Annotated in this window: 17 protein-coding genes and 1 tRNA gene; 4 read left to right on the top strand and 14 right to left on the bottom strand. The window is 60.0% G+C overall.

Features of this window, described 5'->3' with window-relative positions; genetic code table 11:
- Positions 1-78: 78 nt before the first annotated feature.
- The gene (locus tag ABEB25_RS08430; protein WP_345735948.1) at positions 79-963 is read right to left on the bottom strand and encodes a hypothetical protein; all 885 of its coding nucleotides are present in this window, start codon (positions 961-963) and stop codon (positions 79-81) included.
- Positions 964-1,560: 597 nt separating this feature from the next.
- The gene (acs, locus tag ABEB25_RS08425; protein ID WP_345736244.1) at positions 1,561-3,489 is read right to left on the bottom strand and encodes an acetate--CoA ligase; all 1,929 of its coding nucleotides are present in this window, start codon (positions 3,487-3,489) and stop codon (positions 1,561-1,563) included.
- 348 nt (positions 3,490-3,837) lie between these two features.
- Between acs and ABEB25_RS08420 the strand changes: the two genes are divergently transcribed.
- The gene (locus ABEB25_RS08420) at positions 3,838-4,863 is read left to right on the top strand and encodes an aspartate-semialdehyde dehydrogenase (RefSeq protein WP_345735947.1); all 1,026 of its coding nucleotides are present in this window, start codon (positions 3,838-3,840) and stop codon (positions 4,861-4,863) included.
- A gap of 60 nt (positions 4,864-4,923) precedes the next feature.
- On the opposite strand, the gene ABEB25_RS08415 is transcribed toward ABEB25_RS08420, so the two are convergent.
- The 3 genes from ABEB25_RS08415 to ABEB25_RS08405 all read right to left on the bottom strand — a co-directional run bounded on the left by ABEB25_RS08415 (position 4,924) and on the right by ABEB25_RS08405 (position 9,159).
- The gene (locus ABEB25_RS08415; protein ID WP_345735946.1) at positions 4,924-6,198 is read right to left on the bottom strand and encodes a DUF2314 domain-containing protein; all 1,275 of its coding nucleotides are present in this window, start codon (positions 6,196-6,198) and stop codon (positions 4,924-4,926) included.
- Between the two features lie 192 nt (positions 6,199-6,390).
- A complete protein-coding gene (locus tag ABEB25_RS08410; RefSeq protein WP_345735945.1) occupies positions 6,391-6,987 on the bottom strand; it encodes a hypothetical protein in 597 nt (198 codons plus the stop codon).
- 390 nt (positions 6,988-7,377) lie between these two features.
- Positions 7,378-9,159, bottom strand: a complete 1,782-nt coding sequence (locus ABEB25_RS08405; protein WP_345735944.1) for a glycine--tRNA ligase — start codon at positions 9,157-9,159, stop codon at positions 7,378-7,380.
- 168 nt (positions 9,160-9,327) lie between these two features.
- Between ABEB25_RS08405 and dtd the strand changes: the two genes are divergently transcribed.
- Together dtd and ABEB25_RS08395 are read left to right on the top strand one after the other, a co-directional pair.
- The gene (gene dtd / locus ABEB25_RS08400) at positions 9,328-9,774 is read left to right on the top strand and encodes a D-aminoacyl-tRNA deacylase (protein ID WP_345735943.1); all 447 of its coding nucleotides are present in this window, start codon (positions 9,328-9,330) and stop codon (positions 9,772-9,774) included.
- A gap of 95 nt (positions 9,775-9,869) precedes the next feature.
- Entirely contained in the window at positions 9,870-10,631 is a 762-nt protein-coding gene (locus ABEB25_RS08395) for a hypothetical protein (protein ID WP_345735942.1), read from the top strand.
- 713 nt (positions 10,632-11,344) lie between these two features.
- Here the strand turns inward: ABEB25_RS08395 and ABEB25_RS08390 are convergent.
- The 9 genes from ABEB25_RS08390 to ABEB25_RS08350 form a co-directional block, all read right to left on the bottom strand.
- The gene (locus tag ABEB25_RS08390) at positions 11,345-13,330 is read right to left on the bottom strand and encodes a sensor histidine kinase (protein ID WP_345735941.1); all 1,986 of its coding nucleotides are present in this window, start codon (positions 13,328-13,330) and stop codon (positions 11,345-11,347) included.
- A gap of 12 nt (positions 13,331-13,342) precedes the next feature.
- Positions 13,343-14,053 (bottom strand): response regulator transcription factor, encoded by a 711-nt coding sequence (locus tag ABEB25_RS08385; protein WP_345735940.1) that lies wholly within the window; start codon positions 14,051-14,053, stop codon positions 13,343-13,345.
- A gap of 62 nt (positions 14,054-14,115) precedes the next feature.
- Entirely contained in the window at positions 14,116-14,643 is a 528-nt protein-coding gene (locus ABEB25_RS08380) for a rhodanese-like domain-containing protein (RefSeq protein WP_345735939.1), read from the bottom strand.
- Positions 14,644-14,682: 39 nt separating this feature from the next.
- Complete coding sequence (locus ABEB25_RS08375) at positions 14,683-15,834, bottom strand: vWA domain-containing protein (RefSeq protein WP_345735938.1); 1,152 nt, start codon at positions 15,832-15,834, stop codon at positions 14,683-14,685.
- A gap of 62 nt (positions 15,835-15,896) precedes the next feature.
- On the bottom strand, positions 15,897-16,124 hold the full coding sequence (locus tag ABEB25_RS08370) for a hypothetical protein (protein WP_345735937.1): 228 nt from the start codon (positions 16,122-16,124) through the stop codon (positions 15,897-15,899).
- A gap of 64 nt (positions 16,125-16,188) precedes the next feature.
- Positions 16,189-16,278 (bottom strand) — tRNA-Ser (locus tag ABEB25_RS08365).
- A gap of 108 nt (positions 16,279-16,386) precedes the next feature.
- The gene (locus tag ABEB25_RS08360; RefSeq protein ID WP_345735936.1) at positions 16,387-16,989 is read right to left on the bottom strand and encodes a nitroreductase family protein; all 603 of its coding nucleotides are present in this window, start codon (positions 16,987-16,989) and stop codon (positions 16,387-16,389) included.
- A gap of 280 nt (positions 16,990-17,269) precedes the next feature.
- Positions 17,270-19,054: a phosphoenolpyruvate carboxykinase (GTP) gene (locus ABEB25_RS08355; protein WP_345735935.1), complete on the bottom strand. Its 1,785-nt coding sequence runs from the start codon at positions 19,052-19,054 to the stop codon at positions 17,270-17,272.
- A gap of 79 nt (positions 19,055-19,133) precedes the next feature.
- Positions 19,134-20,891 carry an ATP-binding cassette domain-containing protein gene (locus ABEB25_RS08350; protein WP_345735934.1) on the bottom strand — a complete coding sequence of 586 codons (1,758 nt, stop codon included), beginning with the start codon at positions 20,889-20,891 and terminating at the stop codon, positions 19,134-19,136.
- Between the two features lie 120 nt (positions 20,892-21,011).
- Between ABEB25_RS08350 and ABEB25_RS08345 the strand changes: the two genes are divergently transcribed.
- On the top strand, positions 21,012-21,983 hold the full coding sequence (locus ABEB25_RS08345; protein WP_345735933.1) for a ThuA domain-containing protein: 972 nt from the start codon (positions 21,012-21,014) through the stop codon (positions 21,981-21,983).
- Positions 21,984-22,066: the final 83 nt, after the last annotated feature.

The raw sequence follows: 22,066 nt of genomic DNA, 5'->3' as shown, positions 1-22,066 counted from the left end.
GGGCAGGCATTCGAGGAGGCCGGGCTCAATGCGGTCGAGGAAAGTTTGGGCTTGGGTGAGTTCCTGCTGATTGAGGATCTAGGATGACTCTGGATCGGTGAGGAGGGTGAAACCGACCATCATGGAGATGATGGTTTTGTCTCTGATGACCCAGATGATGGCGGGGCCATTTTCTGTGCCGCTGGAGTAAATGCCAGCCTCATGGGTGCCGGAGGGCGGGGGGATGAGTCTGGACCTTTCGTAGAGGCCGGGATCTATGGGGCCGAGGCCGATTTCGGCACCCTGCTGGCGCTCCAGGAAGTGGGTGACATACCCCATGTAGCTCTCATAATCCTTTTGCATGACGCTGGCGACCTGGGGCCTGTAGGTGCCGCTGAGGTGGGCCTGCATGTCCTGGGCTTTTTGGCGTTGCATGATTGCCAAGGCCATTTCCTCCAGATAGGCCTGCTGGCTGGCGGCGACGTGTTTTTGGTAGGTTTCCCGGGACTCCCACTGTCCATCAAGGCGGACTTCTCCCTTGTCATAGCGGTCAAGGTTACTCTGGATGACTTTGACGACGCTGGTGCAGACGGGGCTGGTCTTGGGGTATTTTTGAATGAGGGCCTGGAGGCTGGAGATGAAGCTGGCCATTCCCTGCCGGTCCGCAGGCGTGGCGATGTTGCCGAGGAGGTGGGGGCCGAGATCCAGCATCTCAAGCACGACGCTGTTTTCAATGACGAGGGGGGTGCCGGACCCGATATCAAATGAGGAGGTGGGCTGGGCGTGGGTGTAGCTGCGGTAGAGGCTGGCACGGGCATCCTGGAGGGTATCGCCAGGTGCAATGTAGATGACGATGCCTTTGGCATAGGCCTGGGACTGCGCGTGAAGCTGTGCGGAGGCCGTGAGCAGGATGAGGCTGGCGAGCTGCCACCAGGAGCGGAGGTGAAGGAAGGGCGGGAGGTGAGGCAGAATCAGGCTCATCATTTTTTCTCGAAGGGGATTGCCGGTGCGGCAGCCAAGCTTCCTACTCGCCTGCCTGCGGACCGCCTTGTCTGTCGGGGTTGCGCTTTTCCCATAGGACAATTTTTCAGTCTAAAAGGCAGGGTGGGGTTTTTGTCAAAGTGGAAAGTGTGGGGTGTGGATGGGGAGGGGAAAAGGCTGGTAAAAAGATGTTTGGTGAGATGCTTTTGGTTAGGCTTGTGGGGGTGTGCTGTGTTTTTGGTGGTGCTGAATTATGATGAGGGCGGACGGGGGTAGGAGAGCTTTTCGAGAGTGTTAGAGGACTGGCGAAGACAGGACGCTTGGCGGAGGGTGGGGAGCGGGGGCAAACGAGGGCGTGAGGATTGGTGGAGGTCCAGAGGCCGGGACTTGGCAAGTCCCGCTCCTTGAGGGGCTGGGAAGCTCGGGGATGAGCTGGGATGAAGGAAGTGGGACGCTGTCCGTCCAGTGCGTTTCGGATGCGGACAGGAGTGGTCAAGCTTCCTTCCGGGGGGCAAGGGGTACGCACCTCTCGGGGGGCATGAAAAGACCCACGCAGTTGCCTGCGTGGGTCTGGTTTAACCGGAAGTGTGGAAGGGGAAATTAATCCTCTCCGCTGGCGGCGAGCTGGGCGATGACGCTGAGGTCCTCCAGGGTGGTGGTGTCGCCTTTGATGACTTCGCCTGCGGCGATTTGTTTGAGCAGGCGACGCATGATCTTGCCGGAGCGGGTCTTGGGCAGGGCGGCGGCGAAGCGGACTTCATCCGGGGTGGCGACGGGGCCGATGACTTTGCGGACGTGCTTTTTAAGCTCGTCTGCGAGGTCGCGGCCTGTAGTGATGCCTTCCTTGACGGTGACGAAACAGACGACGCCTTGGCCCTTCATTTCATCCGGACGGCCAACGACGGCGGCCTCGGCCACGGAGGGGTGGGAGACGAGGGCGCTTTCGACTTCGGCGGTGCCGAGGCGGTGGCCTGCGACATTGAGGACATCGTCAATGCGGCCGATGATCCAGATGTAGCCGTCTTTGTCACGGCGTGCGCCGTCGCCTGCGAAGTACCAGCCTTCGAATTCACTCCAGTAGGTTTCGTGGTAGCGTTTCTTATCGCCCCAAATGCCGCGAAGCATGGAGGGCCAAGGTTTGCGGATGACGAGCTTGCCCTGTTCATCCTTGCCGACTTCTTTGCCGAGGTCATCGACGATGGCGACATCCACGCCGAAGAAGGGGAGGGTGGCGGTGCCGGGCTTGGTGGGGGTGGCGCCGGGGATGGGGGTGATCATGTGGCCGCCGGTTTCGGTCTGCCACCAGGTGTCCACGATGGGGCATTTGCTGCTACCAACCTGGGTGTGGTACCACATCCAGGCTTCGGGGTTGATCGGCTCACCCACGGTGCCGAGGAGGCGGAGGCTGGAGAGATCGTGCTTTTTGAGCCACTCATCGCCCCATTTCATGAAGGCGCGGATGGCGGTGGGGGCGGTGTAGAAGACGGTGACGGCGTATTCTTCGATGATCTTCCAGAAGCGGTCGTTTTCCGGCCAGTTCGGTGCGCCTTCGTACATGAGGGAGGTGGCACCGAGGGAGAGGGGGCCATAGACCATGTAGCTGTGGCCGGTGACCCAGCCGACATCGGCGGTGCACCAGTACACATCGTCATCGCGCAGGTCGAAGACGTATTTGCAGGTCATCTGGGCGTGCAGGAGGTAGCCTGCGGTGCTGTGAAGGATGCCCTTGGGTTTGCCCGTGCTGCCGCTGGTGTAGAGGATGAAGAGAGGGGCCTCGGAATCGAGGACGGCGGCGGGGCAGTGAGCATCCACGTATTCCAGTTCGCGGTGCCACCAGACATCGCGGCCTTCCTCGATGTGAACGTCCTGGCCGGTGCGGCGGAAGACGATGACGGTTTCCACCGGGGTGTCGCCACCTTTGAGGGCATCGTCCACATTTTTCTTGAGGGGGACGACGGCACCACGGCGGTAGCCACCATCGGAGGTGATGACGATTTTGGCTCCGCAATCGAGGACGCGGTCCTTGATGCTTTCTGCGCTGAAGCCGCCGAAGACGACGCTGTGTATGGCACCGATGCGGGTACACGCCAGCATGGCGATGGCGGCCTCCGGGATCATCGGCAGGTAGATCATGACGCGGTCGCCCTTTTTCACTTTGTTGCGCTTGAGCACATTGGCAAAGCGGCAGACTTCGCGGTGAAGCTGCTGGTAGGTGAGGACGCGTTTTTCGCCGGGTTCGCCTTCCCAGATGAGGGCGGCTTTTGTTTTGTTAGGCCCCACCAGGTGGCGGTCGAGGCAGTTTTCGCTGACGTTGAGTTTGCCGCCGACGAACCATTTGGCGTTCGGGCATTTCCACTCCATGACCTTGGTGTAGGGCTTTTGCCACTGGAGTTCCTTGGCCTCGCGGCCGAAGAATTTGTCCGGGTGCTTGATGGACTCCTCATACATGCGGCGGTATTCCGCCATGCTGCCGACGCGGGCTTTTTTGGAAAATTCTGCGCTGGGTTTAAAGACGCGGTTTTCCGTCATGATGGTCTGGGATTTACCGGCAGACTTCTTGGCAGCGGCTTTCTTGGGGGCGGGCTTGGCAGCTTTCTTCTTGCTCATGGGGTGGGGTTGAAACGGACGAATTAAACGCAGGAAAGTCCAGGCTACATGCAGCTAACCTATGCTGGCAATACTGGATTGGTGGAATCCGACTCAGGAAAAACGGGAGTTTTAGGGCCTGGCAGTAGGGGTGGAGGGTGGGTGGCGGGACAGGAAAGGATGAAATCGGGTGATTCCAGTATTCGTGAGGGATTTGAAGCGCTCTCTTGCGAATCCCGAATCCGGGCCTAACCTGACTGCCCTTTTTCCCAAACCAAGAACACAACAACCATGAGCAACCTCAAGCACGTCGCAGTCGTCGGCGCCACCGGAGCGGTGGGGGTGGAAATGCTGCGCTGTCTGGAACAGCGGAATTTCCCCGTCGGCCAACTCACCCTTCTCGCCAGCGCACGCAGCGCGGGCAAGACGATGAAATTCAAAGGTGAAGACGTGACCATCAAGGAGCTGACCCCGGAGAGCTTTGCGGGTGTGGACATCGCGCTGTTCAGCGCGGGTGGTGGCATTTCCCGTGACTTTGCCCCGCATGCGGTGAAGGCCGGGGCGGTGGTGGTGGACAATTCCTCCTTCTTCCGCCAGGACCCGACGGTGCCTCTGGTGGTGCCTGAGATCAATGCGGCGGATGCGAAGAATCACCAGGGCATCATTGCGAATCCGAACTGCACGACGGCGATTTCGCTGATGGCGCTGTATCCTCTGCACCAGGCCTTTGGCGTGAAGCGCATCTTTGCCTCCAGCTACCAGGCCGTATCCGGCACGGGCGCGCAGGCGATCGAGGAACTGGCGAACCAGTCCCGCGAATGGGCGGCTGAAAACCGTGCGTGGGATGCTGCGAAGCTGGACTCCAAGCCGCATGTGTATCCGCATCAGATCGCCTTCAATGCGATCCCGCATGTGGATTCGTTCCTGGACAGCGGCTACACGAAGGAAGAGATGAAGATGGAAAACGAGGGGCGCAAGATCATGCACCACCCGGATTTCCGTGCGTCTGTCACTTGCGTGCGCATCCCGGTCTTTCGCGCGCACAGCATCGCCATTAGCGCGGAGTTTGAGAAGCCGGTGAGCGTGGAGGCTGCGCGTGACGTGCTCTCCAAGGCCCCAGGTCTGGATGTGCTGGATGATCCGGCTAACAAACAGTATCCCTTGGCTCTGGACATCGCTGGCCGTGACAACTGCGCCGTGGGTCGTCTGCGTGTGGACTGTGCTCTGGACAATGGCCTGGCCTTCTGGGTCGTGGGTGATCAGCTCCTGAAAGGAGCGGCGCTCAATGCGGTTCAGATCGCGGAGTGTCTGGTTTAGGGTGAATTTTAACGGTAGAGGCGTGCAGGATGATGAGTCCTGCGCGCCTTTTTTGTGGATTTAATCTTTGCGTTTGGGGTTGGAGGCTGCATTCACGACACGGGCTGTAAAATTGCCTTTGGGATTGTCCTGAGCGTCGGGGTAAAGCCAGTCTGAAATTTCGGCGACGGCGACTTCGACCTGGGAGCCCTGTTTTAACTTTTTGTTATGGAAGGGATCGTTGATCAGGTGACCGTGGACGTATTCGGGCTCCAGACCGAAGACCTCAAGCCACATGTGTTCGGTATCGCCGTCTTCACTGGTGAAGGGGGCCTTGACGATGAAACGGGTGTCTCCGGGCTGCCGGGTTTGGAAAGCGGTGGCAAACTCTGGCCATCGGCGTCGGGCTTCAGCGATGGCCTGCTCAATCGAATCGCCATTGGGGACGCCAATCACGGGGGCTTTGACTTCTTTGAGAAAGATGGCGAGTGGATCGGGACCCATGAGGGATGTCTCCAATTCGGGTGACCATAGATTGAAGTAGCCATGCTCCGTCGCGAAGATGCCGATGGTGTCGTCATCGGCGAGAGCCGCAATGGCCTTGCCAATCATTTGGTAAGCGACTTCAACGGGAAGCTTGTCATTGCTACTGCTCATGAAGTCCACGGCGAGCCAGGCGGTATGGGACTGGATCACGTCGGCGAAGCGCAGATTGTTCACCTTGGTGGCGACGTCCTCCACTTCATCAAAGTATGGAGCTTCAATGTTGTGAACGGTGAACAGGGCCATATGGGGGCGGGTGACCATCACGATGAAATGAGGGCTATGCCCACCGACAAAACCATCGGCATCATCAGGGGGATCATCGCCTGCGACAATTTTCAGGTCCCAGGCGTCGGAGAGCGCATGGGCGAGGACCTCGGCCTCCAGGAAACGGAGGCTGCTGCGCAACTGCACCAGAGAGATGATGGGTTTTTCATCGTCCTCGTCAGCCTTCGAAATCGCAATGTCTGAACCTCCGAACCAGCGTTCGTCCGGTTGCTTCCAGAGATACCATCCTGACCAGCCAATGGCGAAAATGCGAAAAAGGCCCCAGAGATCCAAGTTGTTTGGATCAAGCTTGGAGGCTGAATTCAGGGCCAAACCCAATATCGCCACAAGCGCTGCATAAAGGCCCCACCGAGTTCGTAAAAGCAGGCCCAGGGCCACCACGAAAAGTATGCCCGCCACAACCATTTTGGCTGGAACATTCTGCCGGATTCCCGAATTGACGAAATGATAGGCAATCCAGGCTAACAAGAAGGCTACAACGGTGCGAGTCGTAAAGAAGGCCTGGAGCTTGGCAACAAAGGTCATTTCATTCTTAGAATGGATGATGAATTCTTGTTCAAGCTCGTTTTGGAGTGGGTGTTATGTTTCACCTGACATGTGTGGTGCGAGGAGCAGCAAGGGGGGGCATGGGGCGGGGAACATAAAAAAGGCCTCTGGATGCGAGCATGACGGAGGCTGAATCGCATTCATAGACACCGGCTCCCCAGTAGGTGGGGGCTAACCATGAATGGCAAACACATGATTGGGGCTGAACCAAAGGGAATCTCCGCAGGAGATGGCCCCTTCATGCTGCGGATCATTGTCCAGCACGCCCTGATACCGGCCTTCATCCTCATCCACGTGCTGAATGCTGACCCACATCCGCTCGGTATCATAATCCTCAAAGGGCGAGTCTTCTGCTGAGAAGCGAAAAAACAATTTCACCAAGTCTCCAGGAGCGAGATCTTTTCGAGCGGATTCAGAGGGTGGTTTTGGCTGTACGGTTGGATAGTTGGCTACTTCTATCAGGTAGTAGCCATGAGTTGAATGTTCGGCATAAGGATGGTCCTTCATCCTTTCCCAAGGCTGGTCTTTGCCTGCACGTGTCGCTTTCCATCCATAGGGCAGGTCGGCCAGATCTCCGATGGAGGGATCTCTCTCGTAAATATTATGGAGGCAGACAATCAGGCCGTCCTCGCTCTGAGTTTCACGATCCGGGAGAAATGACCAGGAGCCATCCTCCCAGGAGTGATAGACGTGACAAATGACATCGCCGGTGAAGATGTGCCGGCTGGCAAAGGTGGCTGTATTTTGAGGTTCAGTGAAAGGCCACATGGGATGGAATGCGAGGTCACTAAAGAGATCACTTTGACCCTATTCCAATGGCGTTGCGACAGGCAAGTTTTTATGATGTGCCTGGGTGCCTGGGGCACATTTGGAACATCGGGAAGTGTTCGGCAATCGGGCAGGGGAGTTCGAACGACCCGAGCAAGTAACTCCTGCCGCGACATGATAGGGCAACCCTGACGGGTTGATCTTCTGTGGGGGCTTTGTTCGAGCTGCCGGAGGTCTGGCTCGCTGAGGCTCGCCTGACACTCCGGCTACTCGTTGGCCAGCCCTGCGGGCTCATTGCAAAAAAAGACCTCCGGATGCGAGCATCACGGAGGCCGGTTTGGGGGTGGTCAAGTCGGTCAAGTTAGGTCAAGGCCGTCAAGACATCGAGGCTCAGCTGACAGCGGCTAGGAGCTTTGGCAGGAGGTCGGCGATTTTGACGCGTTCCTGCTCACCACCGTCGCGGTGGCGGAGGGTGACGGTGTCCTGGAGCTCGGGGCCTTTTTCGCCGAGGGTTTCGAAGTCAATGGTGATGCCGAAGGGGGTGCCGACTTCGTCCTGGCGTGCGTAGCGGCGGCCGATGGCGGCGGTCTCGTCGTAGAAGCAGTTCATGTGCTTCTTGAGGAGGGCATAGACTTCGCGGGCCTTGGCGACGAGCTCGGGCTTGTTCTTCAGGAGGGGGAAGACGCCGACTTTGATGGGGGCCACACGAGGATGCAGGCGCAAGTAGGTGCGGTTTTCCACCTTGCCGTTTACATCGGCTTTTTCTTCCTCAACAAAGGCATTGGCGATGATGGCAAGGGCCATGCGGTCGAGGCCGGCGGAGGGCTCGATGACGTGCGGGACGTAGTTGCCTTTGAAGAGGCGTTCGAACCAGGCGCGGACGTCGGCTTCGGGCATGGGCTCGCCTTTGACCTTGGCCTGCTCGGCGGCGAGGCGTTTCTGGATGAGGGCTTCCTTCTGCTCGTCGGTCAGTTTGACAGCGGCATTTTTGAGGTCTTCGTCGAAGACTTCCTGGGTCTTGCCGCTGGCGGTTTGGTGGGCCGTCAAATCGAAAGAGCCACGGGCGGCGATGCCCTCGAGTTCTTCGGTGCCGAAGGGGAAGTCGCAGAGGATGTCCACGCAGGCGCGGGCATAGTGGGCGAGGTCTTCGGGTGTCTGCCAGTAGTATTCCAGCACGCCACCGAGGCCGATGCCTTCGTAGAATTTCGTGCGCTGATCCACCCAATAACGGTGCCAGAGGTCCCAGCCCCAGTTGGGCTGCGGTTCGCTGAGGTCGGCACCTTCGCTCCAAACGGCGACTTCGCCGCTGATGATTTCGACGGCTTCATCGGGCTTGATGAAGAATTCGAGCTCCATCTGCTCGAACTCGCGGCTGCGGAAGGTGAAGTTCTTCGGGGTGACCTCGTTGCGGAAGGCCTTGCCGATCTGGCAGACGCCGAAGGGGACCTTCATGCGGCTGGAGTCGAAGACGTTCTTGAACTGGGCAAAGATGGCCTGGGCCGTCTCTGGGCGCAGGTAGGTGACGTCGTCCTCGGTGGCGGTGGGGCCGAGGTAGGTCTTGAGCATGAGGTTGAAGGGGCGAGCCGGGCCGAGGGCACCGCCGGTTTCCGGATGGAAATCGACGCTGCCTTCGATGGTGTCGCCTTTGGCTTCGCCTAACAAAATGATCTCTTCGATCTTGCCTGCGGTTTCACCAGCATTGGAGGCAATGAGGGTGCGGACGCGTTTGCGAAAGCTTTCGATGTGCTCGCCCTTTTTCATGAGGACAGAGATGACGCGGTCGAGCTTCCAGCCAGTGGGGGCTTCGGCACCGGTGTAGTTCATGATGACGCCTTCCTGCGGGTCCACGTGGTCGGCACGGACGCGTTTGTTGGTGAGGGAGCATTCGCGCATGAGGTCGGCGAAAGTGTCCACATGGCCGCTGGCTTTCCAGATGGCGGGGTTCATGAGGATGCTGGCATCCAGGCCGAGGACGTCTTCACGTTCGCGGGTCATGGCGTTCCACCAGGCGGTGCGCAGGTTGCGCTTCAGTTCGGCACCCAGCGGGCCGTAGTCCCAGACACCGCCACAGCCGCCGTAGATCTCGCTGCTTTGGAAGATGAAACCGCGGCGCTTGCAAAGAGAGACGATTTTCTCCATGAGGGCGGTGTTGTTCTTGACGTCGGTGGACATAGGGATGGGTAACGGGACTGAATGAGGGATCCCTGAACGAACGGAACCCTGGCAGGGCCCAACTCAACAGGGGCGCGTAAGGAGCGCTGGAGTGGCCATTTCGCAAGGGAAAGGTGGCATTCCTGGCGTGCTTCTGCATTCTTGCGGGCAGTCCCTTCCTTTCCTCCCATGCGCGCCCTGATCCAACGTTCCAAACAAGCTTCTGTGACCATTGACGGGGAGGTGACTGCGGCCATTTCCCACGGGCTGGTGGTGCTGCTGGGGGTGGAGGCTGAGGATACGGCGGAGGATGCTGAGTGGCTGGTGGGGAAGATCGCGCAGATGCGGATCTTTGGCGATGCGGAGGGGAAGATGAACCTGAGCGTGAAGGAGGTGGGCGGGGAGGTGCTGGTGGTGAGCCAGTTTACCCTGCATGCGAGCACGAAGAAGGGGAACCGGCCGAGCTTCATCCGTGCGGCGAGGCCGGAGGTGGCGGTGCCTCTGTATGAGGGCTTTCTGTCCAGCCTTGGAAAAGAGCTGCCGGTGAAGTGCGGCGTTTTCGGGGCGGACATGCAGGTGGCACTGACAAATGATGGTCCGGTGACGATTTGGATGGACTCGAAGGCGAAGGAATAACCTATAATAATGCAAAAAATATCACTTTGGGGTTGCACGAAGAGGGGTTGCGCTCAATTTCCACCTTCCCCCCAATTACAAAGATCTCTTTCCCTATGCGCCGCCGCTCCAACCCACTCTCTGAACGCAACATCAAACGCATTGATACCCGTAACGATGCTTCCAAGCAGACGCACGGTTTTCAGGTCTGCATTTCGAGAAACGGTTCTCTGCACACGAAGCATTTCTCCGACAGCCTGTATGGCGGGACCAAAGGCGCACTGAAAGTGGCCCGCGAATATCGTGACCAGCTTCTGGGCGAGATGCCAGAGATTGAGGCCAGCCGCATCGCCCACACGACGAATGCGAAGAACAAGAGTGGCCATGTGGGCATCTCCTATCGCAAATACAAGACCGCGAAGGGCAAGGTGACCCGCCTGATCGCCGTCTCCGTGCGTGCCGAAAAGGGCAAGACGGTCTCCAAGGTGTATCGTTATACGAAGGAAACCCACGACGAAGTGCTGGCCGAGGCCATCTCCTTCCGTGAAGAGCTACTGCAGCAGCGCCTGAGCCGCGAAGGCGGTATCACGGGTATCGTCAAGGCCAAGGCTCCGAAGGGTGCCAAGAAAGCGGCGGCTCCTGTGAAGGCTGCCCCTGCGAAGAAGGCCGCCAAAAAGGCTGCTCCAGCGAAGAAAGCTGCACCTGCCAAAAAGGCCGCTCCAGCGAAGAAGGTAGCCCCTGCCAAGAAAGCTGCACCCGCGAAGAAGGCAGCTCCTGCCAAGAAGGCCGCCCCAGTGGCCAAGAAGGCTGTGAAGAAAGGTGCGGCTCCTGTGGCCAAGAAAGCGGTGAAGAAGGCGGCCAAAAAGGCCAAGCGCTAATCGGAGATTTTTATTTTGAAAACGGGATGGGTGCCTGCGGGTGCCTGTCCCGTTTTTTTATGGGGTGGGGAAGGGGAGTGGTGTTGGTTGGGGGCGGACGGGGTTCGGGGGAGAGGGGGCGGTTTTTTTTGACAGGATTTACAAGATGGCAGGATTGACAGGAGATGAGGCCGGGGGCGGAAGGTGGCAGGTGAGCTTTCGAAAAGCGCCAGGGAACTGGCGCAGTACAGGACGCTTTGCGCTGGTGCGGGTGGGGAGAGGGATGGTAAAAAGATGGTTGAAACGCATTATTTGTTAGGCCGGGGTTGGTAGGCCTATTTTTGAACCGCATTTTTTGCGTTTACCTGGGTGGTGGGTGCTTGAAGAAACGGGTTTTGGCAAGCTTGGCTCTTTGGGGTCCGGGAGAGTGGGATGCTGCGCATCCGGTGTTTTTAGATGCGGACAGGTGCGAAGCCGCGAAGCGAATGTCCACGCACCTCTCGGGCGCTGGGGCGTCTTATACGATTTAGCGTGATGGATGGGTGAAATTGCGGTCGTTCGGGCGTCGCGCTGCGACGCGATGAGTGAAAGCGGTGCGCGGGCCAAAACCGCGCCTTGAAAGGCGCGGCTAAGATACGGACGCCGCTCTGCGGCTGGGGAAAGAGGCATCGGGATGCGCATCAGGCCCAGGAGTGCTGGAGCTTGGTTCAACCAGCTAGTGTGTCTCAATCGTCTCAGACGAGAGGCTGCTTTTTGAGGGTGAGGCAGAAGGCGGTGCCGCGGCCGGGGGGCTGGGTGAAGGTGAGGTCGCCACCGAGTTCGCGGGCGAGCTGGCGGCTGAGTGCGAGGCCGAGACCGACGCCGGGGGCGCTGTGGGCGGCCTCAGTGGCGGATTTGCTGAAGGGCTGGAAGAGACGCTTTTTCTGTGCCGGGGGGAGGCCAGGGCCGAAGTCGCGGAGGGTCAGTCGCAGGGTGTTGCCTTCGGCCATGACGGTGAGTTCCAGGCGACGCGGATCGCAGTCCGGAGCGGCGTATTTGCAGGCGTTGTCGGTGAGGTTGAAGAGGATTTGCTCCACGGCCATGGTATCCACGCGGATCTGGGAATGGAGGGCGTCTTCATCGGCCTGGAGGGTGAGTTCCAGTGCTACTTGGTCGGCGCGCTGGCGCAGGCGGGGGAGGATCCTGTCGAGCAATGAGCTGACTTGTACGGACTCCATGCGCCCGGCGGTGCGACCGCGCTCAATGCGAGAGTAAGCGAGGACATTTTCGACCAGGTGCATGAGGCGGGTGGACTCATCGCAGAGGGTCTGGAGGTAGCTGCGGCGTTGGGTGGCATCGGGCACCATGTCATCGGCGAGCATTTCTGAATATAGGCGGAAGGTGGTGAGGGGGGTGCGCAGCTCATGCGTCACGGCGGAGACGAAGGCACCGCGGCGCTCGCTGAGCAGGACGGCCCGATGCAGTACGAAGGCGACGGCGATGGCGGCGGTGATGAGGCAGGCCCAGGCGATGATGAGGGCGGGCTTCAGGGGGGAAGCCTCTTCGGTGAGGGTGACGGGGACGTGGCCGGTGAGCAGTTTCACGGGCAGGGTGACCAGCGCGGTGGCATCGGTGCGCGCGATGTCTGGGGGGACCTGGAGGAGGGTGGCCTCGGGGAGGAGATCGCGGATGGTTTCGAGCAGGCGAGTCTGGAGCAGGGGCCAGTCGAGCCAGACGCCTTGGAGACGAGGGGTGCCCTCAAGAGTGGCATTGCGGATGAGGAGCAGTTCATTTTCGACCCAAAGGGGCTGGAGATCGCCAGCGAGGGCTGGGAGAGACTGGCGACTGGGTGCGGATGCGGGGGCGGAATCGTCTGCTGAGTCGGTGGAAGTGGGCTGTTGCTGGTAACGCCGGGCGACTTCTCCCAATTGCTGACTCGTTCCTGCACTTGAATTGTTAGGCGTGGGGGAGGTGATGGGGGAATCGGCCTTGGCTGCTTTAGGTGCGGGCGGGGGGGCTGCTTTTTTGAGCTGGGGCTTGGCGACTTCTTTCTTTTCCAGATAGATGTTGTTATCCAGAATCAGGGCCCGCTGAGATTGTTCAGTGGCATTGGCAAAGCTTTGTAGATCCACGGGTAGGGTGTTTGCAGCGGTGGATTTTTGACCTTCCTTTGGGTCTGCGGAAGCGGCCTGCGGCCTGATTTCGATGAGCTGGGAAGCCCCAATGGCCGGGGCTTTCTGGATCTCGGGGTGCTTTTTGATCAAGGCATCAAGAACGGCCAGCTTTTGGGCGGCGACGCTGGTCTGGGGGCTCAGGGTGTACCAACTGGTGGCGAGTTCTCTCTGGCTGCCCATTGGGGACTGAGGGCTGCTCAGCGCGGGCTGGCCGGGGATCCTTTCAAAGTGTAGCTGGACGAGATCTGGCAGGCTGCCGAAGAGGGGGGATGGCATGAGTGCCTGGCCCTTTGGGATGCTCTGGGTGCGGCTGGCAAAGAGATCATCCGGGGCATAGAAGGCCTGGTAATGATAAGCGGGGCGGGAGTTTTCCCGGATCAAGAGGGCGCTGGCGAGGGAATCCATGCGCCAGAGGGCGAGGCGCACTTTCTCCTGCACCTGGGCATCTTTCGCGGTGTGGCGGCGCTGCTGCTCCATGCTGAGCATGCGCAGGCTGATCCAGCCCATGGCCCCGGTGAAAACCAGGAGGCAGAGGATGAACAGAAGCCAGCGGAGGACGGAGCGCATGGATGGGGTGATTTATCCTTGGTTAGGCGGAAGGGGTTCGTTGGTGAGCATGTAGCCTTTGCCACGCACGGTGAGGAGGAACTGGGGCTCGCTGCCGTTGTCACGCAGCTTGGCCCGGAGATTGGCGATGTGCATGTCGATGGTACGCGTCTCGGTGTGCTTGGGCTCGATGCGCCAGACACGGCGCAGGAGCTCCTCACGCGAAATGGCACGCCCACGGTGGGCGGCGAGGTACTCGATGAGGCTGCATTCACGGTCGGAGAGCTCCTCGCGCCCGCCATCGGTGTAGCGCAGTTCCAGGCGCTCGAGATCGGCGATGCCCGCAGGGAAGGGGATTTGCTGGACCTGCTTGGGCCGTTCTGGCGAGCGCCGCAAGACGGCCTCGACTCGGGCGAGGAGCTCGCGCACGCTGAAGGGTTTTACGACGTAGTCATCGGCGCCTAACTTCAAGCCTTTCACGCGGTCTGCCTCCTCCCCGCGGGCGGAAAGGATGATGACGGGGGTGCCGGGGCGGTGCTCCTTCAGCGCACGCAGGATCTCGAATCCATTGTGATTGGGGAGCACCAGATCCAGCAGCATGAGGTCAAAGGAGGCCTTCTTTGCCTGGTCCATGCCGGAGAGGCCTTCGGCGGCCTCGAGCACGGCGTAACCGGAGAAGCGCAGGGCATCGGTAACGCCGCGCCGGATGGCGCTGTCGTCTTCAATGACAAGGATGGTGGGCATGGAATGAGGAGGAAGGTTACACGGAAAGGCGGGATCGTCTCAATCGAATGAATCGGGGTCGTTTACTTTTCTTTGACCTCCTCGCCCGCAAACGGAAGCCTGGTGGTGTGGACATCCAGCAAGGGGCCGAGTTCATAGACATTGGTGTAACCGTAACCCTGAAGGCTGACAAAGGTGTGGAGGTTCAGGGCGGTACTGAAGGACTTCGATGCGAAGGAGATCGGGCTGTTTTCGAAGTTGTTGTTGCAGTAGATGAGCACGGGGGTGTCCTTGCTGGGAATGATCTGAGCCAGGGCGGCTTCATTGAAGTCAGGCAGGCTGAGATTCACGGCTCCATGGATGTGGCGGAGCTGGAACTTGGAGGCGCTGCGGGCATCAAGAATGACGACACCTGGCTGGGACATCCTTTGGAGAAATTCTTCTTCGGTGAGGCGGCGGGCCTCGCGGATTTTTTCGACCTCCTGGACGTTCTTTTCGAAGCCTTCATAAGAGATCAGGCGATTGGGGATTGGCTGACCCGCCGCCGGGTTTTCGGCCTGGGTTAGCGTGAAGGCAATCAGGCAGGCGGGGAGGATGAGATGAGTTTTCATGGTGAGTGGGGAAGGTGGTGATGGTTTATCTTCCGGGGGTTACTTGAACTTGATCTCCTTCTTCGCCGCCTGTTCGCGCACGGCTTTGACGATGGCTTTGTCGAGGGTGTCTTCCTTGCCGTTCTCGCGGCTTTTTTCGGTGACGTATTGCTGGCGGTCCTCGTTCAGCTTTTTGATCTGGGCCTGGATCTTTTCACGCTCGGTAGCTTTCTGGTCGAGGTAGGCCTGGCGTTCGTCGGCCTTGAGGGATTTGAGCTCGGCGGGGAGATCGTCTTCCTTGATCTTTTCCAGTTTGAGCCCGGCTTTTTTATTGGCATCTACGAGGTCCCAACCGGTGTTGCTGTAGTTGGAGCTGGCCTTGGTGAGGGCGCGCTGGACTTCGGCCCCTTCCTTTTTGTAAGCGGAGGCATTGTTGTCCTGGGCGCTCATGTTAGCCGCGCCACGGGCACCATCTTTGCCATAGATGATGTAGGTCTTGTTCAGCTCAATGCTGAGACGGGTGATTTCTTTGTCCTGCGGGGCCTCGATGTGAACGATGGCCTTGTCCTGATCAATGGTGAGGAAGCGGCCTTCGGCGAGGGCGGCACCAGTGCGCCAGCCGCCGTTTTCGCCTTCGATCTGCTTGCCGCAGTGGATGGTATTGATGACGACACCTTTTTGGATGGCCTCCTTGCAGGCTTCCTGGGAATTGACGGGACCCTGGGTGAAGGGCTCGTTGCCGGCGATGAAGACGGCCTTGTAGGTCTTGCCATTTTTGTCCCAGGTGAGCTTGTCGAGCGCATCGCGGATGACGGCGCCGCAGAATTCGCTGCCGCCGTTGGTGGTGAGCTTGAAGAGCTGCTCGGAGACTTTGTCGAGGTCCCGGGTGAAGGGGAGGACCTGGCGGATGTAGTTGGTGCCGATGCTGAGGTTGTCATTGCCGTACTCGTAGAGGGCGACCTGGACGACGGGGATTTTGTCGCCCTGTTTGGCATCGTTGAATTCATTGACGATTTTCCAGAGCTGGCTTTTGGCCTGCTCGATGAGGCCGTCCATGCTGTTGCTGGTATCCAGAAGGATGGCGATCTGGACGAGGGACTCATTGTCACGGAGGGCATTGTCCGAGACGGGTTCGGCTGCGGGGCTGGCGAGAGCGGCGCTGGCGATGAGGGCGAGGATGGAATGACGGAGGGGGCGTAGAAGTGTTTTCATGGCAGCCCCAGTCTGCCCGCACCCATGAACGCCGTCTGTAAAGCGGGTGTAAAACGATTCGCCTAAACAACAGCCAGCCGCGCTTCACCCCTTAACTTCAGCAGGCAGGAAATGCAGACGCAGTCGCCGCCGGTCTGCCAACTGATCCATTCGGACTCGTCACGGCTGAGATTGACCTGCGCGCAGGGGCAGTCAGCCGCACGATTGCAGAGGCAGACAAAGGTCTCGCTGCAAAGGCTGCAAGGGACGATGTCATGCTTTTCGTAATTGTGAGTCACGGGCATGGACATACAGTGTAAAAATGGAGCCGTGAGATTCGGAGGGTATTCTTCACCTCCACTGTGCGGGGAAGAATGGCGGACAGAGAGGGATTCGAACCCTCGGAACATTTTACTGTTCACACGCTTTCCAGGCGAGCCCGATCGACCACTCTGGCATCTGTCCGTTTACCGTTTGCCTTGTAGGGCAGCGGGCAGTGATCATGACGCCTTCCAGGCGGGGCTGCAAGTTGATTTTCAGAAGAGTTGCAGCCTGCCTGGGGCAAGGGGGGCTTTAAAAGGTGTTGGGGATCACGACTTCGTCGTAGCTGAGCTGGCCGGGTTTGGGCCAGGCGGGCTGGGTGCCTTTGCCGATGGCGATCATGAAGGAGATGAGGTGGTCTTCGGGGAGCTTGATGAGCTTGGCGACGGCGTCGAAGTCAAAGCCGTCCATGGGGCAGGAGTCATAGCCCATGGCTTTAGCGGCGAGCATGAGGGTCATGCCGGCGAGGCCGGTGGAGCGCATGCATTCATCGCGCTGGACTTGCTCGCGCTCCTGATAATAACCGCCGATGGCGGGAACGAGGATGTCCTGGACGGGCTGGGGGGCACCTTTCCAGTAGCGGGCGGTGTCTTTTTTCCAGGCGTCTTTGTCGGCGCAGAGGATGATGAGGAGGGAGGCATCGGTGACCTGGGCCTGATCCCAGGCGACGGTGCGGATCTGTTTTCGCAATTCGGGATCGGTGACGGTGACGAAACGCCAGTGCTGAATGTTGAAGGCGGTGGGGGCCTGCATGGCGGCCTCAAGGAGCTGACGGATTTCTGCCTCGGTGAGACGGTGGTCTGGGTCGAAGTGCTTGATGGCGCGGCGGGCGGTGATGGCTTCGAGGGTGTTCATGGGTTGTGTTGGAGTCGGAAGTGCTCTGGGGCGAATGATTCGGCGGGCGGGAGAGTGGGGTAGGGGGCAGCCTATTTTTTACAGGATTAACAGGATTTCAGGATTAACAAGATTTGGGTTTATGCCCTGCGGCATTCTGTGCTTTTTATGGGTCGTTGATCCCGCTCTTTTCTGGATCGTGTAAATCGTGAAATCTTGTTAATCCTGTATCCATAGCTCTGCCTGAGCCCTGACTGCTCTGGTCTTTATCTGAGCACTGAGAACTGGGCCCTTTCTTCTGCTACACGCGCCCGGCGAGGAGCTCGCGCTGGTAGTAGAGCTCCTTGGGCATGTCGTCGTAGAGATCGAGGTAGAGCTCTTCGGTGCTGAGGAGTTCCTGGCGGAATTCGCGGTGATCGAAGTGCATGAGCTCGTTCCATTTTTCACGGCTGTAGTCGAGGCCCTGCCAGTTGACCTCGGAGTAGCGGGGCATCCAGCCGAGCTCGGTCTCGTGGCCGCGGGCTTCGCCACGGCAGCGTTTGACGACCCACTCTAGGACGCGCATGTTTTCCCCAAAGCCAGGCCAGAGGAATTTGCCTTCGGCGCTTTTGCGGAACCAGTTCACATGGAAGATGCGCGGGGGTTCGTTGATGTTTTTGCGCATGTGTAGCCAGTGGCCGAAATAGTCGCCCATGTTGTAGCCGCAGAAGGGGAGCATGGCCATGGGATCGCGGCGCACTTTGCCGACGGCACCAGCGGCGGCGGCGGTGGTTTCGCTGCCCATGTTGGCACCAAGGAAGACGCCGTGGACCCAGTTGAATGACTGGAAGACGAGGGGGAAGGTGGTGGCGCGGCGGCCGCCGAAGATGATGGCGGAGATGGGGACGCCTTCGGGCTTTTCCCAGTCGGGATCAATGGTGGGGCACTGGGCGGCAGGGGCGGTGAAGCGGCTGTTGGGGTGTGCTGCGAGTCGGCCACAGTCGGCCTCCCAGGTTTCGCCCCGCCAGTCGGTGAGGTAGGCGGGGATCTCGGGAGTCATGCCTTCCCACCAGACATCGCCATCGTCGGTGAGGGCGACGTTGGTGAAGATGGTGTTTTCTTTGCAGGAGGCCATGGCGTTGGGGTTCGATTCCCAGGAGGTGCCGGGGGCGACGCCGAAGTAACCTGCCTCGGGGTTTGTGGCCCAGAGACGGCCATCGGGGCCGGGGCGGAGCCAGGCAATGTCATCGCCCACGACGGTGACTTTCCAGCCCTGCTCCCGATACGAGGCGGGAGGGACTAGCATGGCAAAATTGGTCTTGCCGCAGGCGCTGGGGAAGGCGGCGGCGACGTAGTTTTTTCGGCCGTCGGGCGATTCCACGCCGCAGATGAGCATGTGCTCGGCCATCCAGCCTTCATCACGGCCCATGACGCTGGCGATGCGGAGGGCGAGGCATTTTTTGCCGAGCAAGGCATTGCCGCCGTAGCCGCTGCCATAGCTCCAGATACTGCGTTCTTCCGGGAAGTGGACGATGTATTTGGTGTCGCTGCAGGGCCAGGGGACGTCGGCTTCACCTGCGGTGAGGGGTTTGCCCACGCTGTGGAGGCAGGGGACGAAATCGCCGCTGTCGCCGAGCTGATCCAGCACCGGCTGGCCCATGCGGGTCATGATGCGCATGGAGACGGCGACGTAGGGGGAATCGGTGATCTCCACGCCGATGACGGAAAAGGGCGAACCGAGGGGGCCCATGCAGAAGGGAACCACATACATGGTGCGGCCCTTCATGCAGCCGGTGAAGAGGCCTTTGAGCTTGGCCTTCATCTCAGCCGGGGGCATCCAGTTGTTGGTGGGGCCGGCGTCTATCTTGCGGGCGCTGCAGATGAAGGTGCGGTCCTCCACGCGGGCGACGTCATTGGGATCTGACCAGGCGAGGTAGGAGTTGGGGCGCTTCTTTTCATTGAGCTTTTTGAAGGTGCCGTTGGCGACGAGGAGGGCGCAGAGTTCGTCGTATTCGGCTTGGGAGCCGTTGCAGAGGCGGACATTTTCGGGCTGGCAAAGGTGACGGATCTCTTCGATCCACGACAGGAGTCTGGGGTGGGCTGTCATAAATGGGGTTGGGGCCAGCTTAACACGCAGGTGGCGTGCCGATATCGCTTTGTTTGTTCCGTTGTTGCGGAAGATGGGGCTAGTGGGTCTTGCGCAGGCCGCGCAAGGTCAGCAGGACGCCGATGCCAAAGTGGATGAGTAGGACGATGACGGCGAGAGTGGGTGTGGCAAACCAGGTGCGTACCAGGAGCGTGAGGGGCTCGAAAAGCGGGGTGCCTTTCAGGGTTTCGATGCCGCCGGACCAGCCATAGTGAGCGGTGACCAGAGGATGGAGGACGCTGCCGAGGACGCGGGGGAAACCCAGGAGGGCTCCACAGAGGAAGAGGTTCGCAAAGGCCAGGGTCCAGGCCTGGCTGTGGGCGCGCTCAGCCGTGCGGCAATGGGCGGATACGGCGAGGCAGAGGCTGCTAAAGGCGATGCCGGTGAGGCAGAGCAGCAGCAGGCGGGGAAGGGCGAATCCGGGGAGGCCGCCGGTGAGGATTTCGACCGTCAGGCCTAACAGGAAGGTTTGCAAAATAACGATGGGCAGGATGAAGCCGAGCTTGCCCAGGAGGTAGGCGGTGGGGCGGAGGCCACCGGCCAGTTCGCGGCGGTAGAGGGGGCGCTCACCGGCGATCTCGCGGGCGCCGTTGCGCACGCCGAAGACGAGGGCGAGGAGGATCTGCAGCAGCCAGCCCATGGCGCAGGTATAGGCGGCGGGCCAGAGAACGGCAGGGGAGGTGTCGCCGGAGGTGACTTCGCTGAGGTAGTGATCATTGGGCAGCAGGAGGAGGGCTGCGACTACGGGGGCCAGGACCAGGAGGATGAGCTGGCTGGTCCACTCGCGTTGGTTGCGGCGGAGGATGGTCCAGCGGCGCTGGATGAGGTGCTGGGCCTGGGCCTGGAGGCTGGGGAGTGGCGGGGCTGCGGGGGCGGGCGGTTCAGCCGGGGCTTCGGGTGCGGCGGGTTTCTCATTGGCAGGCAGGGTGATACGCTGGGAGTCGGCTCCGTCCTCCTCCTCATCAGGGGCTTTGAGGGACTCCCCGGCGCTGCCGAGCTTGAAGGCCGCGTAGTAGGAGTCGCGGTGACGCATCCAGGATTCACCCCAGCGGGAGGCAGGGCGTTTGGCGAGGCGGGGGTAGAGTTCCTCGATGGCCTGGATGCTGAAGTAGTGGGTGACGGCGCGGGAGGGGCCGTGGAAGCAGACGTGGCCTTCGTGCAGGATGACGACAGTGTCATACGCGGCGAGGTTAGCGGCCATCTGGGTGGCGTGAATGACGACACGGGCAGGATGATCCGTGGTGATAAACTTCAACAGGGCGGCCATCTCGCTTTGGGATTTGGCGTCGAGGCCGTCGGTGAATTCATCGCAGATGACCAGGGACGGATCGCTGACGAGGGCGAGGGCCAGCTTCAGGCGGCGTTTTTGCGTGGGGCTGAGGGTGCTGACCCGGTGGCTGGCGACGTTTTCCAAACCGACGCCGACGAGTAGGTGGGAGGCGCGGTCCACTCGCTCGTCCTTGGTCTGTCCGGCTACTCGGAGCATGAGGGCACTCATCACGCTTTCACGCACGGTGAGCACCTCTGAAAGCACGTGGTCCGAAGCGGGGACATAGCCGATTTCATTGGGATGCAGGGCAGCCTGGCCGAGGTCCTTGCCTCGAAACAGGACGGTGCCACCACCGGGATGCTGCAGACCGGCGAGAAGGTGTAGCAGGGTGCTTTTGCCACTGCCGGTGGAGCCGATCACCGCCAGCAGGTGCCCGGCCGGCACGCTGAAGCTCACATGATCCAGCGCCGTCAGGGCCTCCTTCGCTGGCCGGGTGAAAATGTGGGAGACGCTGATGAGTTCGAGCATGGGCGGATGAAAGCGGATAACCAGCGGCATACAACCAGCAAAAATGTGACAGGGGGGCTGGGGGACCTGAGAAAGGGACTTGCACAGCAGGGGGCGGCCCCTTCATGCTGAGAGCATTCTATGCGCCGACTTTCCCTGTTCGTACTCTTTGTTACCGCCACTCTGGCCTCCGCCGTCACGCCGGATGGCAAGCAGAAGCTCGTCTTCATCGCGGGCAAGCCCTCCCATCCTGCGGGTATGCACGAATTCCGTGCGGGGTCGCTTTTGATCGAAAAATGCCTGAAGGCGCTGCCGGGGCTGGTGGTGGATCGCCATGACATGGGCTGGGTGACGGATGAGGCCACCTTTGCCGACGCGGATGCGGTGGTGATCTATGCCGATGGCGGCAAGGGGCACCCGGCCGTGCAGGGGACGCACCTGGAAACTCTGCGCGGACTGATGGCGCGTGGGGTGGGTTATGGCTGCATGCACTATGGGGTGGAGGTGGTACCAGAGCTGGGTGGCAAAGAATTCCAATCTTGGCTCGGGGGGCACTATGAGAACTCCTACTCCTGCAATCCGATCTGGGAGCCTAGCTTCACCACCTTCCCGGTGCACCCGATCACCCGTGGAGTGAAACCTTTCAAAATCGAGGACGAGTGGTATTTTAACATGCGCTTTCGCCCCGCATTTGGGGATGGCATTGCGGCAGCCAAGGATGATGACACTTCCTTCGTACCCATCCTGATGGCGGCTCCATCGGATGCTACCCGCGACGGCCCGTATGTGTATCCAAAAGGGCCGTATCCCCACATCCAGGCTCAAAAGGGCGAGATGGAGTCCATGATGTGGTCGGTCGAGCGGCCCGATGGCGGGCGCGGTTTCGGTTTTACCGGTGGGCATTTCCACAAGAACTGGGGTAATCCCGAATTCCGCAAAATCATTCTGAATGCCCTGCTATGGGTGACGAAGGTGGAGGTTCCAGCGGAGGGTGTGGAATCCACCGTCACAGAAGAAGATCTGGCAAAGAACCTGGACCCTAAGCCTGCTCCCCAGCCCAAGAAGACGGCCATGGAGACACCGAAGGTCTTTCAGCGGGTGGCCGAGCGCTGAATTGCGCGCATACGGATGGCGGAGCGATCCTGGTGAAAAGCTGCAAAATTTTGGTGCCAATCGTGCTAGACTCGCTATCCCTG

The sequence above is a fragment of the Prosthecobacter algae genome (assembly GCF_039542385.1).
Taxonomy (GTDB): domain Bacteria; phylum Verrucomicrobiota; class Verrucomicrobiia; order Verrucomicrobiales; family Verrucomicrobiaceae; genus Prosthecobacter; species Prosthecobacter algae.
This window is presented reverse-complemented; position numbering and strand designations above follow the sequence as displayed.